Annotated in this window: 6 protein-coding genes; 5 read left to right on the forward strand and 1 reads right to left on the reverse strand. The window is 53.9% G+C overall.

The window, feature by feature from the left end; genetic code table 11:
* Nucleotides 1–373: 373 nt before the first annotated feature.
* From MXE39_RS08495 to MXE39_RS08510, 4 genes are all read left to right on the forward strand, one after another.
* Complete coding sequence (locus MXE39_RS08495; protein WP_246978160.1) at nt 374–3,505, forward strand: glycoside hydrolase family 2 TIM barrel-domain containing protein; 3,132 nt, start codon at nt 374–376, stop codon at nt 3,503–3,505.
* Between the two features lie 2,299 nt (nt 3,506–5,804).
* Nucleotides 5,805–7,415 (forward strand): methyl-accepting chemotaxis protein, encoded by a 1,611-nt coding sequence (locus tag MXE39_RS08500; protein ID WP_246978161.1) that lies wholly within the window; start codon nt 5,805–5,807, stop codon nt 7,413–7,415.
* A gap of 563 nt (nt 7,416–7,978) precedes the next feature.
* Entirely contained in the window at nt 7,979–21,361 is a 13,383-nt protein-coding gene (locus MXE39_RS08505) for a hypothetical protein (protein ID WP_247073982.1), read from the forward strand.
* 15 nt (nt 21,362–21,376) lie between these two features.
* Complete coding sequence (locus tag MXE39_RS08510; protein ID WP_246978164.1) at nt 21,377–22,156, forward strand: hypothetical protein; 780 nt, start codon at nt 21,377–21,379, stop codon at nt 22,154–22,156.
* A gap of 158 nt (nt 22,157–22,314) precedes the next feature.
* On the opposite strand, the gene MXE39_RS08515 is transcribed toward MXE39_RS08510, so the two are convergent.
* The gene (locus MXE39_RS08515; RefSeq protein WP_246978165.1) at nt 22,315–22,509 is read right to left on the reverse strand and encodes a hypothetical protein; all 195 of its coding nucleotides are present in this window, start codon (nt 22,507–22,509) and stop codon (nt 22,315–22,317) included.
* A 292-nt stretch (nt 22,510–22,801) separates the two neighbouring features.
* Here MXE39_RS08515 and nadA point away from each other — a divergent pair, with 292 nt between their 5' ends.
* Nucleotides 22,802–23,887 (forward strand): quinolinate synthase, encoded by a 1,086-nt coding sequence (nadA, locus tag MXE39_RS08520; protein ID WP_246978166.1) that lies wholly within the window; start codon nt 22,802–22,804, stop codon nt 23,885–23,887.
* The last annotated feature ends 366 nt before the right edge of the window (nt 23,888–24,253 follow it).

Raw genomic sequence — 24,253 nt, forward strand, 5'->3', positions numbered from 1 at the left:
GCTGCCTGCTGCTTTGAGCGAGCATAGCTGCAGGTTCAGACTCTGTCAGTGACTGAGGTCTTTACCGTGTTGCCTGCGCTTTATCAGCTGTATTTGGCTGCATCTGTCAGCAAAGGACAGAGGCAGTTATCAGGCATATGAACTCTTTGCCCGACAGGGGAAGTATCTCCGGACGAAAAACGGATGGGCTCCCGGCAGGGGCCGGCGCTGCCGCCCTGTGGTTTCAGGAGCGCTCTGAGACAGTCGGAGCCAGGTGCTGAGCTCATTGAGAAGCTCAGTGCAGAGCAGAGAGGGGCTTTGTGGTGGCCTCATATGACTGTGACACAGCTTGTGTGTTTGGTTGATCATTTCTTTATTCTAAGGAGTCTCCACAATGGCTGATTTTGATCTTGGCATAGTTAAGAATCCTCAAATTTATGAGCAGAACCGTCTTGCTCCTCATTCAGATCATGAGTGTTTCAGCAATTACCGTGAGCTGCTGGACGGCACTGAGAACTCGCTGCGTCACAGTCTCAACGGCAACTGGTTCTTCCATTACGCAAAGAACTTCGGTCAGATGGCTGCGGGCTTTGAAAATGACGATTTTGACGTGTCCGGCTGGAGCTCCATCCGTGTCCCAGGCCATTTTGAGACTCAGGGCTACGGCAAGCCTCACTACACCAATGTCTGCTATCCATGGGATGGCCGTGAGAAAGTACTGCCAGGTGAAATCCCAACCCGCTTTAACGCTGTAGGCTCATACGTTACTTTCTTTGAGAGCAAGTGGAACTGGGAAAACTGCTTTATCTGCTTTGAGGGCGTTGACTCAGCCTATGCCGTTTACCTCAACGGCCACTATGTAGGCTATGCCACCGGCTCCTTTACCCCGTCAGATTTCGACCTCACCCCTTACGTACGCCGTGGTCAGAACCGTCTTGCAGTACGTGTCTTCAGATACAGCTCAGGATCTCACCTTGAAGATCAGGATTTCTGGCGTCTGTCCGGCATCTTCCGTGGTGTCTACCTGTACTCAAAGCCAGCTGTTCACCTTGAGGATATATTCGTAAGGGCCACTCTTGATGAAAGCTGCACCCGTCCACTGTTAAACGGTACCGTACGTCTGAGCGCTCCTGGCGCCGTACAGATTCATCTGGTTGACGAGCATGGCAAGCGTGCTACCCGCTGGTTCAGCTCTGATGAGAGCAAGGGCAATGAATTTGATTTCAGCCTCGATATCAGCGGCCTTGATATCAAGCCATGGTCTGCCGAGCATCCAAATCTGTATTCCCTGCTGTGCCAGGTAGTAACCACTGAGACTGCCCAGTCCATAAACTATGTCAGCGAAGGTCAGGACGTCAAAGACGATATCGACCAGATGCTCAAAGTTGATGAGTCTGCACTCGAGGCCTGCCAGCTGAGAATTGGTTTCCGCCGTTTTGAGATGAAGAACGGCATCATGCACATCAACGGCAAGCGCATTGTGTTCAATGGCGTTAACCGTCATGAGTTCAGTCCTGTAGGCGGCCGTACCGTACCTGCAGAAGAGATCTACGAAGATCTGCTGACCATGAAGCGCAACAATATCAATGCCGTACGTACCTCTCACTATCCAAACTCCAGCATCTTCTATAATTTCTGTGATGAGCTGGGTCTGTACGTTATTGATGAGACCAATCTTGAGACTCATGGTACCTGGCAGATTCAGGGCAAGGCTACCCATACTCAGTACACTCTGCCTGATGGCCACCCTGAGTGGCACGATGCCGTTATCGCCCGTGGCCGCGCCATGCTCGAGCGTGACAAGAACCATCCTTGCGTGCTGATCTGGTCATGCGGTAATGAATCCTTTGGCGGTCAGACTCTCTTTGATCTGTCCAATTTCTTCCGTGAGCGTGATCCATCCCGTCTGGTCCACTATGAGGGCATTTTCCATGACCGCCGTTTCAACGGCACTTCCGACATGGAAAGCCAGATGTACACCACTGTTGCCGGCATCAAGAAGTTCCTGAGCGAGAACCCTGAGAAGCCTTTTATCATGTGTGAGTACACCCATGCCATGGGTCAGTCCTGCGGCGGCATGAAGCTTTACACCGATCTGGCCCGCACTGAGCCACGTTATCAGGGCGGTTTTATCTGGGACTACAAGGATCAGGCTTTCCTCGTATGCAATCAGGACGGTGTTGAGTACTATGCCTATGGCGGCGACTTTGACGATTTCCCAACCGAGTACAACTTCTCCGGTAACGGTATTGTCTATGCTGACGGATCTCCTACCTCCAAGATAAATGAGGTCAAATTCAACTATCAGAATTTCGACATCAAACCATCACGCAACAGCATCACCATCACCAATCACTCTCTGTTTACCAATGCTGATGAGTACGTACTCCACATAGAGCTGCTGCTCAATGGTACCAGTATCCAGACCTTTGATGACATTGTTTCTGTAGAGCCAGGTGAGACTGTTGAGACTGAGCTGCACATTGACGCCTTCGAGGACGTGCTGAGTGGTGACAGCTTTGATCCTTCCGCCGAGTATGTGATGCGTGCCTGTCTGTGCCTGAAGAGCCAGACTGCATGGGGCCCAAGCGGTCACAAGGTAGCCTTTGGTCAGTCTGTTATTCACTCTCCTGAGAAGTATGTAACCCTGCCTGAAAAGGAGCATGGTCTTGAGCTGCTCTCAACCGGCTTTAACTACGGCGTAGTAGGCGAAAACTTCCGTGTCCTGTTCTCAGTAGGTGCCGGCGGTCTGGTCAGCTACCAGGTAAATGGCATTGAGTACTTAAGCGGCATGCCTAAGCCAAACTTCTGGCGTGCTCCTACTGACAATGACCGAGGCAACAAGATGCCTTTTCGCAATGCCGTATGGCGTTCAGCAGGTCAGTTTGCCCGTTGCGTTGAACACAAGGCCGAAAGCCTCAGGGAGTGCGTACAGGTAAAATTCAGGATGCAGCTGGCTACTCTGCCAGTTGAGGCCTTTGTTGACCTGATCTACTCAGTCTACCCAACAGGTCAGATTCGTGTTGATCTTGACTACAAAAAGGCCGAGGGTCTGCCAGAGATTCCTGAATTTGGCATGCTCATGCCAGTCAAGTCCAGCTTCAGCCAGCTTGAGTTCTACGGTCGCGGCCCAACCGCCAATTACTTTGACCGCAAGAACGGCTACAAGCTTGGCTACTACACCAATGAGGTTATCGACGAGTTTGAGGTCTATCTGCGTCCTCAGGAGAGCGGCACACACTGCGATACCCGCTACTTCATCGTTCGTGACTCCAAGAGTGATCACGGTCTGATTGTGACCAGCATTGAGCGTCCTTTCAACTTCTCAGCTCTGCCATGGACTCCATACCAGATTGAGGAGGCCCAGCATCCATTTGAGCTGCCTGACTACGAGCGCACTATCCTCAAGATCAACTCCGAGATGATGGGCGTAGGCGGTGACGACAGCTGGGGCGCTCCAGTGCTCGAGCAGTTCCTGGTTCCAAACCGCGACTGCCACTTAAGCTTTGTCTTCCAGGGCTTCTAAGCCCCAGACCACCATCCATGCCACGGTCTGAGCTCCAGCAGAGCCCTGGCCTGGGCCTCAGTGTGGCCCCTGGCCGTGGGCCTGGATGGAGGCCCGGCAAGGCCGGTGCTGCACATCAGTGATGGCATCATGTCTGAGCCAGTACGGCTGCTTATCAGGTGGCCGTCAGTCCATGTTCCTGAGTGCCCTGATTTGCGGGTAAAACTCAAGGGAACATGGGCACGGGCATGGTGGGGATAACATATAGGTAAAGATCAAGCGTAATGCTGATAAAAAAGGCGACTGTTGTTTACGGACAGTCGCCTTTTGTTATTTCAGGGGTATAAAAACGGTTACATGCACTGTTATTTTCCGGCCTCAGGTGCACTGACATGGCCCAAATAATTACCCTGTGCGTTGACAGGATATACTGAATTGAAGTTCCTTAATTTACGCTGTCACCAGGTATGTGACACATGAAAGGTCATATTCGTCACAAATCAAACCTGTAATTACTGACAGCACTGCATCTGTGCGTTATTTTGTCAATATTCTGCTATTACATGGGCTTAACATACTGCAAGCACAATAGCCCGGCCTGACATGCTTTTGAGCCATGCCGGCCGTACGGAAAAATGAAAAACACCAGGCGGACCCAGCGCCAGTCAGCTAAATGACGCAGACATCAACAGGGAGCAAGTTCATCAGACACTGCTGAGCCAGATAATGCCATGGGACCAGGTGATATCAAAAGGTGGCCAGTTCAGCCAGTGACACCAGGGGCAGCTGTCTGCCCGGACATCAGAAGCATGGCGCTCTGGCCGCGACAAATGCGGCTCTGCAGCCAGACCGGACATAAGGAGCATGGCAGTAGGCCCGCTATATCAGCAGCACTACAGCAAGCCCGGACATCAGAAGCATGGCGCTCTTGCCGCGACAAATGCGGCTCTACAGCCAGCCCGGACATAAGGAGCATGGCAGTACGCCCGCGATATCAGCAGCACTACAGCCAGCCCGGACATCAAAAGCATGGCGCTCTGGCCGCGACAAATGCGGCTCTGCAGCCAGACTGGCCATAAGGAGCATGGCAGTAGGCCCGCGATATCAGCAGCGCTACAGCCAGCCCGGACATCAAAAGCATGGCGCTCTGGCCGCGAAATATGTGGCTCTACAGCTTCTCTGACATCAAACAAAGCCCTCCTGGTCTCAGCGCAGACATAAAGCCTCTGTGCCATGGCTGCAATGAAAGGGGCAACAACAATCGAATATGAATCATAAGGAGATGCTTACTCCGTCAGGCTCGCAAATGAGCCAGACAAAATAATTTGCTGTGAGTACGTGACTGTGGGGCGCATCAGTCTCTCTTGTCAGGTTCCGGCAGTTCAGCCGGACAGGGACGGTAATGGTCAAGGTCGTACTCACTATGGCATGCTGCCCGTCTTTTCTGACTGCTCTTACTGCTGATGCTATATGGTCTTTCATAACTGTCAGCATGACAGCAATGCTGGATTTGATCCGGAGTCATATCTGCAAGTAGTTTTCATTCCCGGAGCAGGTGATGTATGCCAGATAGCATTGCGCTCCTTAACAGCCTGAGCTGCTCCTGCGCACAGCCAGGCAGCAGGACGCAGCCTTAACTTCACAAAACTGTTCCTCAACAGGCCGTGGCTCATTGTTGATGCCTCAAAGAGCCCATGCCCGCAATGGTCTATGCTCATGTAGCCATGCCCGACCTGGTTCAGGCCCAATGTGGCCATGGCTGAACTTGTCCAGGATCCATGTGGGTATGGGTGAATGAGTCCCGGCTCAGCGTGTGTATGTTGGCATGAGGACGGGCTCTGGAACGTAATACCTGTTCTTTAAGGACGCAGTGCGTGATGCGGCATGATGCTGTGGCTGTGGCTGTGGCTGTGGCTGCGTGCTGTGATGCGCATGATTGCGTACGGTCTGATTGTTTACGGTCTTTTCTGTTTTCCCCTGACTGCTCTCAGGGATGATTCGACAAGTGCTTAAATTTTGCTCATGCAGCAGGGATACGTATCAGCATCTGAGTAACTTGTGGCAGGCGCCGTGGCGCCGGTCATATGCCCTCAGAGACGGTACTGGCTGCAGGGGCAGATATCCTGTTTTTGGTCCAATCAATATAAGCGTTCATAGTGGAGCCTTCCCTGATAACTTAGCGGATCTGTACCAGCTGTACTTTTTTGCTTTTTATGCATGTGGTGGCGCTCCTGCTGTTGGAGGCAGACTGAGCCTTACCGGCTGTGTCCGGTCTGGCAGGCCAGCTCTGACGGGCATATACGCATATGGCTGTTTAATTATGAGTTTCTTTGCTTCTTCTTCCATCAAAGTCCGGCTTATGGCCTGTTTTGGTCTGGTCATGGTGCTCTCATTGATAGTATCCGGCCTGTCAATCAATGCCATGTACAGCTCCATTTCAACTGCTACCAGGGTTTCAGAAATCATTACTGGTAATTACCGCCGTATTGCCCTGACATCGACTACCTTTGAAAGCACCAACGCAGCCATTATTAATTATCTGACTCCAAACAATCAGACTCCGGCAAACATGCAGAAGGTTAATGAGGAGATGGACAAATTCATTACCTCAACCAAGGCTCTGGGTGGCCGTCTTGGTCTGAAAGAAATAGTGTTTGCCCTCAAGGATCAGGCTCTTGAGTACGAGAGAATCTTTGAAAATGATGTAATGTCGCTTATTAATGCCGGCCGACCTTATGAGGCCCTTGAGGTTTACCTCAATGTGCTGGCTCCTCTGTCTACCACCATGAGAGCAGAAATCGAAAAGGTGGTGGCCTTACGCTTCATAGTAATTGAAGACCTTTCTGAAGAGCTGGTTCAGACAGGTTCACTTATCATGGTTATTTCCCTGACCACAATACAGCTTATTGTCAGCATCATCATTGCACTTGTCATTTCCTCCTCCATCCAGCGCGCCATCAAGGCTCAGTGCACTGCAGCACAGGCACTTTCAAATGGTGAGTTCAACTACAGGTTTGCTCCATCATCAAAAGACGAGTTTGGTGTGCTCAACAATGCCATGATTTCCATGGCAGCCAAACTGCGTGAGACCATTGCTCATGTCATCACCCTTGCTGACAAGGTCAATGCTGATATGAGTGATATGGAAAAATCAGCTCAGAATATCTGTGAGGCCATGGAGCGCACCGAGCGCAAGGCTATTGCCGTATCTGCATCTGCTGATGAGATGGTGGCTACCACTACCAATATTGCCAACAACTGTAAGGATGCCGCCGCTTCATCTCAGGAGTCGGCTGATCTGACCAGTGTGGGCATGAAGAGTGTTAACGAGTCCACCAACGCTATTCGGGATCAGTATGAGCACATGAAGCAGAATGCCTCCACCATCCAGTCTCTTGTAGACCAGGCTCTCAAGATTGGTTCCATTGTAGGCACCATTGATGAGATTGCTGCTCAGACCAATCTGCTGGCCCTTAATGCTGCCATTGAGGCTGCCCGTGCCGGTGAGGCCGGTCGTGGCTTTGCCGTGGTAGCAGATGAGGTTCGAGCCCTTGCTAACCGTACCACAGCCTCTACTCAGGAAATACGAGGCATGGTGGACCGTATTCAGATAGAGACAGCTCATGCTACCGAGGCCATGCAGCAAAACCTGGACAGCATGTCTGAAGTTGCCTCCAGCAGCTCCGGTGTTCAGGAGAATCTGTCCAATGCCCTCAACTTTGTAAATGATGTAAATACCCAGATTACTCAGATTTCCAGTGCAGCTTCCCAGCAGACCACTGCTTCATCTGAGATCTCCAACAACATGCAGGACATTACCCATGCGGCCACCGAGGTTAACAATGTGGCTCAGAATGCCCGCACCACCTTCGTGGGCACAGCAGACAGCCTCAACGATCTGATAGACAGGCTCAAGTTCTTCAAGATCTGATGACGGTATCATGACCGCACAGCAGGCAGGCATGGTCATGGTACGTAAGACCATGACCGCCCGGCATGGTTGAGCCATGCTGTGGCGGCCAGGCCCTGGTCCTTCGTCCCTGGCCTTGAGCCATGGTGCCAGGACATTGCTGCCAGACAGGCAGCTGGAGTCCTTAATGCAGTTATGTTCACCATAGATCAGTTATTCATATGATGGCCGCCACCTGGCAGCCGACTGAAGCAATGCCCCCGTAATCCTTATCCGGATGCGGGGTTTTTGCGTCTTAAGGGGGCACTGTTGCTTATGGCTGGTCCAAAAGGGGCCTTTTGCACGAATCAGAGCCTGATATTCAGGAAAGTAACAGGTGTACTAATGGCACGCAAATGGAGCGCAGGTGGCGCGCAAGTGGCGCCGCTACGGGCCGTACGCGGGCCGCAAGCGCTCCCGGGCTTTACGGATGCCATGGGAGCTATTTGCTATAATGAGTGATCCATGGCCCGCATGCGGGCCGACCTCTGCCATCTTCTGAATCAGGCTTAAGAGCTCACAGGCTTTTACCCGAAGGACATGCTGTGCCATCTTCATCCTCATCCTCAAAAGCACGCTCTGCGGTAAAGAAAAAGGATACTTCCCTTACCCGCAGCAAGCGACGCTCCTCAAGGTCTTCAAGCACCGGGGTTCAGCCCGATGACGAATTGTCTGTTTATCAGGAGCTCGAAGCTGCCTTAAGCGCCGATCTTGAAAGCCGCAGCGCTCAGAAAGCTGCCGCCCGGTCCGCCCGCAGCGCCGACAGCCAGTCTGACAGGAGCGTCGACAGCCAGGCCCTGGGGGCTGACAGCAGCGCCTGCGACGGAGCCGGCGAACAGACCGCTGGCGCAGCAGCGGCCGCTGCTGGTGCGGGCGCTGAGGCTGCCAGGGGCGGCTCTCGCGCTGCCGGTCGTGCCGGTAAAGCAGCTGGGCGCTCAGCCACCGGGACGCGTAACTCCCGCAAGAAAAACACTGACACTGCTGCAGCTGCAGACAGTGCGTCAGACATGCCTGCCGATCACATGAGAGAGGATGACTCTGTGGTGGCAGTCGCAGCTGACATTTTCGTGGATGATGACAGCACAGCTCAGACAAGCCTGATTTCCGATGAGCTGATGAGTGATGCCCGAGAGCATGCCCGCCGTCGTCGTGCCGCCTTTGACGGTCAGGATCTTACTGATCGTGCAGATGCTGCTGCAGATGTTGCAGATGGTGACGATGGCGCAGCTCGTGATGGCACTGACAGAGCCGACAGTTCTGGCAGGGCCGACAGTGCAGCTGTCTCTGTCCATGATGACAGCGATGAGCTGGTGCAGATAGATGATGGTGGGATAAGTGGGGCTGCAACTGACGCTGCTGACTATGAGTACACAGCATCTGTATCTGACGATGACGCAGCTTCCGTCTATGATGAGCAGGCTGAAAGCTCTGAGGGAGTATCTGGCAGGGCAGGCAGAGGTTCTGGCCGTGCCTCCAGGTCCGCCAGGGGATCCCGCAGCCGCGCAGGCGGCCGCGCAGGCAGCGGTGGCAGCCGCACCGGCAGTGCGCGGGGCGAAGCTGGCGCGGGCGATGGGGGTAGTGAAGATGACGGGTACGTTGCCGACGGTGCGCTTGCTGATGACAGTAAGTTTGCTGATGACAGCAATGGCAGGGGCGAGGCCGCCATTGATGTAGGCACTGATCTCACTGAGGATGAGGCAGCAGGCTCTGACATGCATATTGGATCGCTGCTCAACTCGGGCATTGGTCTTTCTCATGCCATGATTCAGGGTACCCGTCTTGCCTCGCGCCGGAGCGGTAAGGGCGAAGATGCTGCAGCCATATCTGGACAGTTTCCGGGATCTGATCCGCGCCGGGTCATGATTGACAGACTTACTCATGTCTCGGGACGCACCATGGACATGAGTGCCCTTATTCATGAGCTTAAGCTGGTTGAAAAGGAGATGGCCAGGGTGGCCGGTCAGGAAAGTCTCGGTGGTTTTGCCGCTGCGGCCAATGATCTTATTCTCTATCGCAAGCTTGAAGAGCTGGGCGCCGAGCAGTACAGCAATATCACTGCAGGTCAGCTGCGTACCCTTATTAAGCGCAGTATTCCCAAGCTGACCGACAAGATGATTTTAGAGTGCTGGCAGTGCTTTAAGTCATGTATCAAAAATGAAGAGCTCAGCGAGTCAATTGAAGAAATTGCCAGAGAGCACAATATCACTCTGCCCTACAATGAGGTGGAGGCATGGCTCTTTACCGAGGAGGCTGACTTCCGTGGCGACCCTGTGCTTTCAGCTGTTCGTCGTACCGTGGTGGATGCCTACAGCAGCTATGAAGAAGAGCTGCTGAACATTGTCAAAATCTTTGATATCAAGAACTCCCATTTCTCCAAGGCTTATGACGAAGTAACCTTCTATTACTATCTTATTGCCCACAAGACCGGCAGGGAGAGTGATTTCCGCATTTATGAGGCTCTGGTAAAGCTCAAAAATCATATTGAGCTCTTTATCCTCATGCGCGGCAGCTTTGTCAAAACCTCAGATTTCTCGGTATTTTCCGACAGTGAGCAGGCAGGTGAGATTTACGACGATCACAGTGTCTTTTCCCAGCCTGTCTACAATAATGGCAGTGAGCTTGGCAAACTTGATCCCTGTGGCATGCACTTCTGCTACCTGGAGTCAGTGCTCACCACAGTAGTGGACTCAAAATCTGACCGGGATCTTCTCTTTACCTTTATCCGCAAGTTTGGCGATCTCTACGTCCAGCAGGCCAGCCACAAGTTCTTCAATCCCAGCATGGGCTTTGAATTTGACTTTGTGCCCGGAGTGCTGAGCTACCTGCATGGTGTCTATGCCTGCAAGACAGGTGCTGAGGCTTTTTATGATGCCTCCCGTCGCGTTGAGGACAGTGAGGAATCTCCTATTGTGCTCTACGAGCTCTTCATAAACGAAGAGGCTCTCAACAGTGCCAGATGCGCCGAGCACCGTCATGCCTGGGACAAGTTCCACAAAACCCTTGCCGAAAATCCTTTTGAGCATCAGTTTACCGACGAGATGAAGGAGTGGGCTACCCACATCTATCATCAGGAGGCGGTGGACAGGGCTGTTGCGTCCTTAAACCCTGGTATCGTTACCTGCGGCCATCCTATGAGTGCCGAGGTCAATTACCTCAATGACCAGGTTTACTGTGAGCTCATGGCTTTTTACAGTAAGTATCTCATCAATATTGAGCGCCGTAATCTCTATGCTCTGACTCAGCAGCAGGCTGTTGATGAGGCCGTGGAGACCGCCAGCGCTGACGATGATGAGGCAATTGGGGCCGCAGCCACCTCTGCATCAGCTGCAGCTGCGGCAGCGGACGCTGCTGACGCGGCCGATGGTGCAGATGCGCATGATGGGGCAGGGGCTGACAGGGATGACGGGGATGATGACTCTGAGGCCGCTGCAGCACTGGCGGCAGCCAGAGCGGCGGCAGCAAAGGCTGCTGCCAGGGCTGCGGCTGCCACAGCTGCTGCCTCAGCTGCTGCCTCAGCTGCAGCCAGCACGTCAGGATCTGAGGATTATGACAGTGACATCTGGCTGCTGGGTGACAATGGCTTTATTCCTGTAATTCCTGGCACTCCGGCACTGTCATCTTTTCTTATTGGACGTGTCTTTACCTATGGCGAGCTTATTGGCGAGCAGAACATAGGCATGGGCTATTCAGCCATGATTTATGCCGATATCTGCGGCAACTATCTGGCCTCAGCCTACCGCTCCCAGTATTACCAGGCGCTCTTTGACTCCAAGATCAACTGCGAGGGGCAGCTCTTTTTCCTCTATCAGATGCGCTCCATTCTGGCATTTCATATGGGCATGACCTGCCTTGACATGCCGCTGTGTTCGCTGCGTCTGTACCACAATTACGATTTCCACATTTCTCACAGCTCAACAGCTGCCTATTTCCGTGCCCTCAGCGCCCAGAGTGACTCCTGGAAAAAGATTCTGGAGCGCAATCCAACCCTGGACCCAGGTCTTGAGCATGAAGGCCGTCAGTGTCTGCAAAGTACGGTCTTTGGCACCATTGTAAGCAATGCCCTGATCTACCTTTGTGATCTGGTGGAGGAGAACACCCGCATGGGTGACTTCTACCATAACAGTCTTCTGTTGCTTACCAGTCTGCTGGCCCGCTGCCTTAAGGCTGAATACAATCCGGCAGGCTGTCTGGCGGTCTACCGTGTCATGACCACCAACTGGGGCGGCTCCATCAGCTCTATCGATCAGGCCGAGTTTTCAGTGCTGTTTCCGCACAGCTCGCCCTCTGATCTGCTCTACCATCAGCTTTTTCCTCATGCCGCCAGCAACAGTAATGCCGATGATCTCATTGGTCCTGAGTTCTCCCGTGAGGACACGGCAGCTCTGTTTTTACAGACAGGCATGCTCTCACCTGACCACCGTGAACAGGGGTACAACCTGCTCAATGGTCATCTGTCTTCATACAAGGGCAATTTTGCGCCGGTAACCGAGCCTTATCTTGACGAGCTTTACCGTACCAGTGCCGGTCTTGGTAATGCTTCATCAATTTCCTACCTGTCAGAAATCTCCCATGCTCTGCAACATGAGGATGAGAGCGATCTCTATGCCCTGATGGGCGGGCGCATGCAGGCAGGTGCGCTGTACAAGAAGCTCAGCCATTACTTCATCAAAAACGAAATGGATGCCGAGCGCAGCCGTCTTGCTTTCCAGATGTTCCTCATGCACCGTCCTTACGGTTTTTATGAGTCCTATCTGGTACTGCGCGAGCATGAGGACCGTATTGCCGAGGCACATACCTGGCTGTTTTATGCAGCACGTCTTGCCGTGCCTGAGGCCGTGAGCGAACTGGAGTCCCTTAAGGCTGCCGGGCTCTTTGAGCCTCTGCCTTTCGTGGTTTATATCAAATACCTCGAAGAGCTGGCTCTTACCCGTGTTGATGCTCTGCTGGCGCTGCGACAGCTGGCTACCCGTGGCGGTGTGCTGCCGGTTAACAGCCTCTACTTTATGCGCTACATCGAGCGCAATCATGAGTTCTTCAGCAACTCCATGCTGCGCCGCAACATGCTCTCAAGCGGTCAGATTGATCTGGAGCTCGATGAGGAAAGAGATGTTCTCAAGGCCATTTCCCATGCCGAATTTTTCAAGTCCGAGCTTGATTATCTGCGCTTTAACAGCACGGACATGGAGGGCAATTTTGCCACCTTCCATCAGCTTGAAGAGCAGGATTTTGATCCTGATGCCTTCACAGGCAGTCAGATTGGCAATGATCAGATTGCCCAGCTGGTCACACGTATCTTTGTCTGTTTAAGTCACGGTACCAGCCAGCTTGAACGTGCCCTGCTGCTCAACTGGTACATGTCAGGTTCACTGCCATCCTATCTGACTCCTCTGGCCAGCAAGCTCGATATTACAGTCAACTCCCGTCAGGATCATGTAGGCATTGATTCGGTCATGGCCAATTACCGTGCCGATCTTGATACCTATCCTCTGTCACTGAACATTTGTCTGTGCATGGAAAAGCGTGGCAGTCACATTCTGGATAAGGCTGACTCGGTAGATGAGGTCTTTGAGGCTATTGTGCGAGGCGAGGGTGCCGGCATTACCCTTGAGACCATGTATGCCTTTACCCTCAACGCCTTGCGTGGCAGGGGACGCCCTAATGTCCAGCTGTTCCTGAACATGTGCCGCTACCTTGCCAATGTAGGTGACAGTGCCGCTGCGCGCTTTACCCATTTGTGCATGGATCACCTGACAGTCATGCCTTATGGCGATGTCTTTAATGACACCATGGTCGAATCCTATGAAAGGGATGTCACCAGATGGGCCGACTTCTTTGCCCGTCGTGCCTTTGACGGTGATTTGCTGCGCACCATGATTGAGTCACTGGAGGCAAGACTTGAGCGTGACTTCATTCTCAAAAACCATCTGACAGCAGGGGAAGGTACTCCTGTTGAGCCGGGCGCAGATGACATGCCAGGCTCTGCTCAGAGTGGTCTGTCGGGCATGCTCTACGGTGGCAGTGCCATAAGCGCTCAAACCATTGATGTGCTCTCAGGTGATGAGGGATCTGACTCTTATGAGCAGAGGGTAAGGCAGCTGGGCCGTCAGGAAGACCGCCTCAACTCCCTTATCATCCAGGAAAACCAGGAAGCAGCTGTATCCTTTGTTGATGCTTACGTCAAAGAGCTCGAGCGGCATCGTGATGACCGTGTTGCCCGTGCTGCAGAGGCTCACTCCAGCATGGAGGATGTCTCTGAGGTCATGGACGATCTCAATGAGGTTGATATTTTTGGTCCTACCAGCACGCTGATACTGCAGTCCAACAGCTTTGACCGCAGTCGTCTGCTCCTTGAGATTGAGCCGCGTCTGCTTGAGAATCAGGAACTGGTTATCAAGGAGCACATTGCCGGCCGTATCTACCTCAAGGCCTTTATCGACTATCTGTACTTCATGAAGACCAGAGGCTGGAATACGGTTCAGTCCATGGTCTTCAGCCGCAACGGCTGGCAGCTTGGACGACGAGCCAATGGCCCGGCCCGCAGCTATGCCTCGCTGCTGGCCCGCGACATGCTGACAGGAGCCCCGGGCGCCCGTGAGCGCTTCCTGTACTACGTCCAGAGCCATGCCTTCCGCTACCACCTCAATAGTGAGTATTTCCATGAGGACGACAGCTCTCAGACGGCCCGCAGGTTTGCCACTGATGTGCTGCAGATTGATTTGCGCTCCCAGAGATTTGAGGAGTTTTCCTCATCCATGGATCTGGAGGGCTTCCCTGAGTTCAAGGCTCTGATTTTAGAGGAGAGCAATGGCTATGTAGCCGGAAGACCACGTTTTTGCATTGATGGCCTTGAGTATGACCCTGAAAGCGGCTATTCATCAGGTGACAGTGATCCTGTCCCTGATCTGGTCTTAAGCCAGCAAGAAGCAGTAAAAGCCCGTGATGAACTCAAGAATCTGGCCCGTACTTTAAACGATCTGAGCACAGCAGATGCTGAGCTGCGCAGCCGCTGGTTTACCGTAAGTGATACCGCTCTGGCCGCCATGGTTCCTCAAGTGCCTGATCCTGATGATGCTGATGGCGACGAGGACGATGAGGGCGACAATGGCAGCGCCCGCTCCGCCAGCTCCGACCGCGCCGGCCGCCGCAAAGCCGGCCGCAGGGGCGGTACCCGTGCCCGCGCTCTGGAAAGAGCCAGAGCTCGAGCACAGGCCCGTGACATCGCCCGTGCCGGCACAGGCGCCGGCGCAAGCGCCAGCACTGGTGCTGATGCCAAGGGCAGCATCGGCGCTCAGTCCCGGGGCAGCACCGGTGCAGAGGATAATGCCTGGTCAAATGACAGCATCTGGGACGATGAGTCCTCAGACTCAAAGCGCTGGTATGACGACTGGTCGGACTGGATTTACGATGACAGTGAGTCCGAGTCTGCTGCCAGCAGGGGCGGCCTGCCTGCCATTGTGGATCGTGAGGCTGTAATAGCCCGCTGCCAGATTGAGCGTATTATCGGTATGGACAATATCGAGCGCCTGCTGGGCAGTGACGGTCAGTGGATCAGCTATACCTTCTATGAAAACAGCTCTACCTGCAGCGAAGACATTCTGTCTATGCTGGGACCTGGCTGTGCTCTTTTGCCTTACCGTCTTTTAAAGTCCATTGATCCTGAGTCGCGTAACAGGGTATTAAGCCGCAGCCGCCGTCTTAACAGTCTGGACATCAGTAAGGAGCAGGGTTCTGATATCTCAGCATTTCAGGCAGGTGATATCAATACTGCCCGTATTTACGGCATTAACCCTGAGCATGCGGTGCGTCGCTGGCATGTAAGCCTTGAGCAGCTCATTGACGCATCCGCTCAGGATGCTGCACGTCATAAGGCTGCTCTGGACCGCGCTGCTCTTGATGATGACGATGAAAGGAAAAAAGCTCCTTTAACAGCACATTTCCGCTCGAGCTACGACTATGCCCTGCATCAGGTTGATGTCATGGGAGTGGCTCTGGCACAGCTGTACAGCCGTGAACAGACCTCCATGAGTGCCACTGTCAGCAGCGGCACTGGAGGAGCAGAGGACAGCAGCTCTGGCAGCCGCTCCCGCAGCACCCGCGCCGCCCTCAGAGCTGGCAGCTCTGCAGGCGCTGCCGGGCGTGCCGCAGCTGACCGTGCAGCTTCCCATTCTGCAGCAGAAAGCTCTGCACACCGTATTTATCAGGATGATGATTACGAAGATCAGCTGGCCGATGAGCTGATGCGCCACATTGAAGAGGACAGTGACCAGGATTCAGGCGCCCGCACCACTGAGAGCGCCACAAGCAAGTCAGGCAGCCGCTCCGGCCGCTCCAGCCGTGCCGGCCGCACCGCCAGGGGCGGCACTGCCGACAAGGCCGGCAAGGCCGGCAGGCGCCAGGCCTCCAGTACAGAGGTGGAGCTGACTCCAGAGGATCTGGGGCTTGCTCAGAGCGATCTTATTGATGACAGCCATGTCCGTATCAGCACCAGCTTCAAAGATTTGTGGGGCAGGGGTAAAAATGGCTCTGATGGTAATGATGCTGATGATCAGATTGATGGACCTGATGCCCTCAGTGCCTTAAGCATTTATGAGTACGAGCCCGGCGATCTGCAGGATCTGACAGCTGTTGCCGCTGATGAGGCCGGTGCAGACAGTGATAAGGAAAATACTCTGCTAAGCGCCGGCAGCGCTGCCATGGCACGCCGTCATCTTACTGTTGAAGAAAAGCAGCTGCTGCGTGATCTCATTTCCGGAAAGGAGTATCAGGGCGGTCTCTTTACTCTTTCTTACGCCTCTGATCCCGATGAGGTGATTGAAAAGGCCCGCAGGCGTTCTAAAAACACAGGTCGCTCCTATGGCATAAATCCAGGCGAATCATGGTGGGATGATCCTGCTGAAGAGCAGCAGCGCAATGGCGCAGCTGCAGTCAGTGCCGTGATTGAAGAGGGCGCGGGAGAGCAAGGCAGTGATGGCACCGGCGGTATGTTCTCCGGCACCGGTTCGGCTGTTCGTGCCCTGCGTGCGCGCATGGGTAATGACGGGGCTGATGTAATTACCAATGAGCGCAGTGATGATGAAAACCTTATCTATGACCGCCTTAAGTCTTTCCTGAGCAGCAGACTTGGTATGGCAATTCCTGGTCTTGAGGGGGTTGATGCAGCTGTCCTTTCAGAGGGGCTGGGGCCTGACTTTGATGATATGGATGAAGCCAGTGATGACGGCTCGGACTCCTGCTGGAGCCGTGTCAGAGCTGCCGGTTCGCCACTGCTGCGCCGTATCTTTGAGCATGCCTGGGAGTTTGATGAGCAGCTTGAGTATCAGTACACCCGTCCATGGATGTTCCATGAGGACGAGAACCCGCTGCATGTCTATATATACATGTTACTCAATCTGTGTACTGCCAATGAAACCTGGGATCTGCGCCTTGGCTGTGAGGAGCAGTTCCTAGATGCCCTTTATTCTCAGGGATATTACTTTGGCTGCTCGGATCTGGTGGACTGCTCATTTAAGAACACAGTCTATGAGTCATGGCGCTACCGTTTTGAGCGCTCTGAGGTATCCTCACAGCGTGGCAGCGCCATTTCCAATCTGGCAGGCTCCATTCTTGAGCGTATCTTAAACAAGGATGAGCTTACAGAGTTCTACCGCTGTGATGTCAATGCTGTCACCGAAGAAACAGCAATTGTCGCTGAGCATTTTACTTTCCCTGAGGACACTCCCAAGCATTATCTGGTGGAAGCTCTCATCAACTACTCTGATGAGCAGGTCTCCCGCCGTTCGCGTTATTACAAGGTACTGACTTCAGCAACAGCCCGCCAGCTGCAAAGCCACAATTACATGGTCATGCTCGATGACAGCATGCAGCATCAGGCTTTTTACGATCTCTTTAACAGCCGCACCATGCTTGCCCGTGCACCTAATGTCATGCACTGGCTCTATCAGCACAGCTTCAAGGGCATGGACATAGGTCATGTCACTCCGCGCCATCCTTTGTGGACCAGAGGCAGCACAGTGCTGGACCTCATTTCCGCCACCCTGGAGCGCTCTACCATGGGCGTTACAGCCGACGGGGAGGAGACCCCATCCACCAGAGCCCCGGCCGCGAGCACGTCAGCCGCCTGCAATCAGGCCGCCAGCTCATCAGCCGGCATCACTCCGGCCGCCAGCACGGCGGCCGACAGGGGCTTGCCAGCTGCCGCCGCCCTGAAAAATCATCTGCACTCAGGAACTGCTCATGACAGCCTGGCTCTTTGTCCAGTGGAGACTGACACTGCAGCAGGTCTGCTGGTTGACAGTCCTGAGCTTGCCTATGAGGATGTGCGCCTTGCCAAGTTCCATAGCAGCCTGAGCGGCGATGAGGACTGCCGCCGCCTGAGCTACGTCGAGCTTGTTTATGGTCAGGGCTGCTCCTATGAGGAGCTGACCCGTGGGCAGCGCAATGAGCTTGATGCCCTGACGCTCAAGTTCATTGGCATGCAGGATACGCTCAACGCAGCTGCCGAATCAGGTGGACTTGTCTACTCTCCATTTGCAGCTGAGTATGTGGCTGCCGGTCTTGATATCACTGATGATCGCCCATGGTCTGATGTGGCTGAGCAAAGGGCCCGTGAGTTTGACCGCCGCAGCATGGAGCTGTATGGATATCATGGCCTGCGCGGCACCACACTGGGCTCATACCGTGATCAGGTGAATTTTTCAGATGAAGACTATGACTACTTCCAGCAGTACTTTGCTGCCTGCCCGCTGAAGAAAGCAAGCGGCCTCAAAGACGTTGCTGACCGCCTGGTCTTCAGCGGACGCACCCGTGATGCTCTTGCCATGCATAACATGTCGCTGGTGCAGCTGCAGACAGCCGATCCTGACTCCGAGGAGGAAAGTGAGGAAATCGAGCTGCGCCTTGCATGCTATGAGTACGCAAGGTCCATGGGTCTCAAGTACTTTATCTACGATGAGGACAACTTCTCTGACACCCTGACCAACGTCATCATCAGCCACGTTTGCGGACACCGCGAGGCTCTGATTGAGCAGGCCGCCGCTGCTGCCGCAGCCGCAGGCATTGATCTCTCAGCAGGTCCGGCCGCCGCCGCTGCAGCTGCTGCGGCCGCAGCAGCATCCGCATCGGGCGCTGCTGCCGCCGACCGGGACGAACACCTGGATGACGGGCCTGGTGACGGCGGCTACGAGGATCAGGGCGATGATGACGAGGAGATTAGCGACGAAGATGTCCTGACCACAGGAGATGGCAATTACATCTTCAGCTCCGACGAGCTCAGGCAGTGGGCCCAGGGCATGGAGGACGAGTCCGACTACGCCTCAGACGTTGACGGCTATGACGAAGATGAAGACAGTACCGCCGGCAGCGACCAGGACGATACCGGCTACGCTGACGAAGAAGAAACCATCTACGGCGATGAAGATACGTCAGACTACGACGAAGATTACGAGGACGAAGCTGGCGACTATGCAGATGCTGGCTATGCCGCCCAAAGCACTGACGTTGAAGCTGACGCATACCATCAGGACGATGAGTACCTTGATGACGGTCAGTACGGCAGTGGGCATGATCGGTACCAGTCAGACGAGCTTCCGTCTGAAGATGAGCCAGGCTATGACGAGCTCTCTGACGAAGAAATCTCCGATGAAGACATACTCAATCCTGAGGCTCTGACAGAGGAAGAGCTCTCTGACGAGGAAATCTCCGATGAGGATGTGCTCAATCCTGAGGTCCAGCCAGGATATGACGAGCTCTCTGACGAAGAAATCTCCGATGAAGACATACTCAATCCTGAAGTCCAGCCTGGCTATGACGAGCTATCTGACGAGGAAATCTCCGATGAAGACATACTCAATCCTGAGGCTCTGACAGAGGAAGAGCTCTCTGACGAAGAAATCTCCGATGAAGACATACTCAATCCTGAGGTCCAGCCTGATGAGGAGCTTTCTGACGAGGAACTCTCTGATGAGGATGTACTCAATCCTGAGGCTCTGACAGAGGAAGAGCTCTCTGACGAGGAAATCTCTGATGAGGATGTGCTCAATCCTGAGTTCCAGCCTGATGAGGAGCTTTCTGACGAGGAAATATCTGATGAGGATGTACTCAATCCTGAAGTCCCGCCTGAGTACTGGGAGGGCTATGACCAGGAGTCTTATGAGGATGAGTACGATGAGTATGATTCAGATGAAGATGAGTACCGCAAGGAAGAGCAGGGTGAGGGGCATTACCATGACCCGGCTTCTGCAGAGATTGCGGCCGAGTCTGGCTCTGGCATAGCCCCGGCATCTCAGTCCGGCTCGTTGACAGAGTCTGAGGCCGCTGGTGCTGCTTATGGCTATGGCTATGCTGATGAAGATGGCGCAGATGCAGAAAATTGCGAGTCTGATGGCCAGTACAGGGATGACAGCCAGTACGGGGATGATGAGTCTGAGTACTGGGAAGAGTCTGATGAGCTCAGCGATGATGAGCGTCAGGCCTTTGAGGCCTTTGCCCAGTCTGAGCAGGACCTGCCTGATAATCTGGCATCGGCCCTTGAAAGCTACAGCGCAGCTGCAGCTGCTGCGGTCTGCGCACCTGCCCCTGCAGGGGCAGGCATGCCTGATGGTGCTGCTGCTGGATCTGGTGAGTATGTATCTTACGCAGATATGGACTCTTCAGTCTCTGAAGATCAGGTAACAGCCGGCCTGTCACTGCTTGAAGGTGAGGACAGTGATGAAGATCTCAAGCGCAGGTTTAATGAGTACATGTATTACTACTCAGGTAATGATGATCTTGATTACAGCGGCTATGACAATTACGGCGACATGTGGCAGGACCTGTCTTTTGAGAAAAACAGTCAGCTTAAAAGCGAGACCCTGGAGCGCGATCGTGAGCGCAGCAGGGCCGTCAGTGAAAGCGCGGGCGAGGACGACAATTATGTACCTGTAAGTGCCCTGCTCTTCCATCAGGACCTTTCCATAGTTGATGGTGATGAGACTGTCGATCAGCTATCACCTGCCAGTGCCCTCGCCATGAGTATTGCCGAAGATCAGGTAAGAATGCGCGAAGGGCTCATGAAGCTGGCCCGCAAGGAGGAGCTCAGAGAGCAGCTTGAGGATCTGGATGAGTACGACTATGACTTTGACGATGACTCTGATGATGACGAAGAGCCAATGTTCATGAGCTACGATCAGATGGAAAGCTTCTCGCGCTTCCTGGCTGAAAAAAATATCAATCCAATGGATATCGAACGCATTGCTGATGCACTGGTAGAGAACCATTTTGATATTTTGGATCAAAAAGGTCTGAGCACTGATGATATTAAACGCGCAATGCGCGACAATGGCTTTGAATTTGACGAAAATTCAGCCCTTGAAGAAATCAGGGCAACACAGGAGACCGCTTCCGGTACTGCCGCTGCCGGATACGTCCCGTCACCAGATGATGACACTGATACCCTGCAGCTGCAGCTCAGTCATAAGGATCAGCAGTATGTCTGCCGTTCAGCAGATGCAAATACCGGCCGTGCCCCTGAGTCAGTACTCACCAGTGAGTATGACTCAGTTGCCTCCCAGCCGTATGACTCAGGGGCCGGCCTTACAGGCCTGTCAGGATCTGACCTTGCTGACACTGACCAGACAGGTGCCGAACTGACGGACACTGCCCGGGCTGACACTGAGCTGACAGAGGCTCAGGATGCCGAACTGGCACTGACATCAGGCTCTGAACTGACAGCCGAACCGGGCGCTGACTCAGATACCGCTTCAGCCGCTGCAGGCAGCTCTGCCTCAGGCAGCTCTGCCTCAGGCAGTGCCACGGGCAGGGGGCCGGACAGCGCCCCTGGGGCTGAGCAGGTAAGCGCTGGCAGCAGGAAAGGGGACGCAGCACGCGGATCTGAGAAAAAGTCAGCTGGTTCAAAACGCGGACGCGGCGGTCGCAGCAAAGTTAAAAAGTAGGAGTTAATTTCTGTTATGCAGTACGTACTGAAGATTACTACTCTGGGTGTTAAGCATCATGTCTTCCGTGTGGTCTCCGTAGACGGCATGGCTGACGTGGAGCACGTGCTCAATCTGTGTGATCTTTCCTTTGCTTACGCCGGCTATAACACCAAGGAACTCTATTTTGCCCGCAATCATGAGTCCTACAGAGCACTGTCACTGGACACTGCCCATGAGGATCATGAGCATTACGGTCCTACCGGCAAGGAGCACTCTCCTTTCTGGGAGGACACAGTAGACCTCAATGCCCTGCAGATAAATGCCGTACGCCTGCTTGAGGACAAGGCTGCTGCAGTAGGCCGCTTTGATGCCCTGATTGAGTCCATGCAGACTCAGCTGGTGCAAAGCGCCGGTCAGGCACAGGGAACTGCCTTAATGGGCAGTGCCTCTGATTCCTGCGATGTTCACCCAGGTGAGCAGCAGGGAGCCCGCTTCAAGTTTATCTACTGCCTCAATGGTGTGCAGCATCTGGTGGAAATCATGACCAGCTCTGAAAAGCTCAAGTGCTTCCTGCCTGCAACACTGATGGGTGAAGGTCTTATTATCGACAGCGATGAAAATAAGCCGCTGTCCTGTGAGATGATCAACGAGTGCCTTGATGCCCAGGAAGGCAACGAGCAGCTCGATGATGGACTCAGCCTCAAGGACTGCACCTCACGCATGAGAGCTCTGGGCGCCATGCGTAATACTGACAATATCAGCAATGCCATTGTCAAAGCCGGTGCTGCCCCGCTAAAATTCAAAGCAGAATAGTCAGCGCTTGCTGTCAGTGATATCTGTCACTGACTGTCCACAGGTTTCAAAAGGTCACGCAAGTGGCCTTTTGTGCACCTTGAGCGCTCTGGTCTGTCCCTGCAACTAGCAAGACAAGTCTGGTTAGGGGCAGACTTCACGATCACCGTCATGCCAGCTTAAAAGGCACCAGCTCTCAGCCATATTGTTTTATAAAGCATATTGCGCCAGGGCAGGTACTGCCCCAATTGCAGCGCGCTGCGCTGCTGCAGCGCAGCGCTGTATTGCACTGCATTGCCATGCATTGCAATATACTGTTTTGTAAAGCAGTCTCTGGCTGTGCATTTATGCTGTGCTCTGTTAATCTGATCCATGGTGGCGATCATAAGCCCAGTGTTCCGGCATGCTCACAGTGCGCACAGGCGCAATCTGAGCATTTTTTGTATGTGCCTGTCATATTTGCTGACCGGCCGGCCGGAGCTTGACTTGCCTGCAGGGGAGCATGCTGAATGTGGTGTGCCTCTGCAGGTTCCATGCACTGCCCTGATGGTTTTGCCGACAGCGCTGCTGTCAGCTGCACTCCGGCAGCCGTTTTATCTTTCTACGCCCGGCTGTCAGCTGCATTGACCTTTGGGGCAGGGCATACAACTTAGGAGTTAGGATCAAATGTCTTTAATCACACTCAAAGATATACAGATGCCGCAGGAGTTTGACCTTCCTGCCCCAATGTCTGATGAGGAGCTCGAAAAAGACAGTCGTCTTTATGACCAGGCCAAAGAGGTAATCAAAAAGCACAACGCCCTGGTGATTGCCCACTACTACACAGCCCCAATTATTCAGCGCCTTGCTGAGGAAACCGGCGGCTTTATCGGTGACTCACTGGAGATGGCCCGTGTCGGTAAGGAAAGCCCGTCAAATACCATTGTAGTTGCCGGTGTGCGCTTCATGGGTGAGACCGCCAAGATCTTATCTCCTGAAAAGACCATCTTAATGCCGGACATGGGTTCTGAGTGTTCGCTCGATCTGTGCTGTAAGGGCTCTGAGTTAAAGCGTATCCGCGCCATGTACCCTGATGCTACCGTCGTTGCCTATGCCAATACCTCAGCTCAGGTAAAGGCCATGTCCGACTGGATCGTGACCTCATCTCTGGCTGTGGAGCTGGCTGACTACTTAAAGGGCCGTGGTGAGAAGATCCTGTGGGTTCCGGATCGTCACCTGGGCGGCTACATTGCCAATAATGCTCAGACCGAGGTTTACTCCTGGCCGGGCCGCTGCATTGTGCACGATTCCTTTGAGGCCAATGACATTGCCCAGATGAAGGTGGACAATCCAGGTGCCAAGCTGCTGGTACACCCTGAGTCTCCTGCTGAGGTTGTGGCTCTTGCTGACAAGGTAGGCTCTACCTCTCAGCTGCTTGAGTTCACCAAGACCGATGATGCCCAGACCTATATCGTGGCTACTGAAAGCGGTATCTTCTACAAGATGCAGCAGGCCAACCCTCACAAGAAGTTCATCGAGGCCGCCGTAGGCGATCGCGATGGCGTAGGCACCCTCAACGGCGCCCGCTGCCCATGGATGGCTCTTAACTCTCTGGGCAAGATCATCAACTCCCTGGAGGGCTCTGAGGAAGTACGCAAGGCTCACTCCGTACAGGTTCCTGAGGATGTACGCCTCGAGGCACTCAAGCCTCTGGACCGCATGCTCCGCTTTGCTGCTGCTGTCCGCTCCGGCAACGTACCTGGCGACCTCTGATTTCACAGGCCAGGCCCACGCCCGTCCCCACGGGACAGGCAGAGTCTGACCGGCCCGGTCCGGGCAGGCCCGGCTCTGCCTGAACGGCGGCCCTGGCCAGCCCGGCCTGCCCGGCTCTGGCCGGGGCATCATGATTTAAGGCTGCACCGACGCTTTACAGAATCTGACCACATTTCAGGGAGCTTTATGATCCCCGGGGCCAGTTACAGGCGTCAGGCTGACCTTACATGAATAAAGGCTGTGCTCTTCTCACCGGGAAAAGCACAGCCTTTTTCTTTGTCACAGCTTATTGGTCTGGAGCGTTTATTATTTGCTTTTACAGAATGTCCAGCTGTGTCAGGCTGAATACCGTTGACGCGTGTAGCC

The organism is Anaerobiospirillum sp. NML120511, assembly GCF_023050955.1.
Taxonomy (GTDB): Bacteria; Pseudomonadota; Gammaproteobacteria; order Enterobacterales; family Succinivibrionaceae; genus Anaerobiospirillum.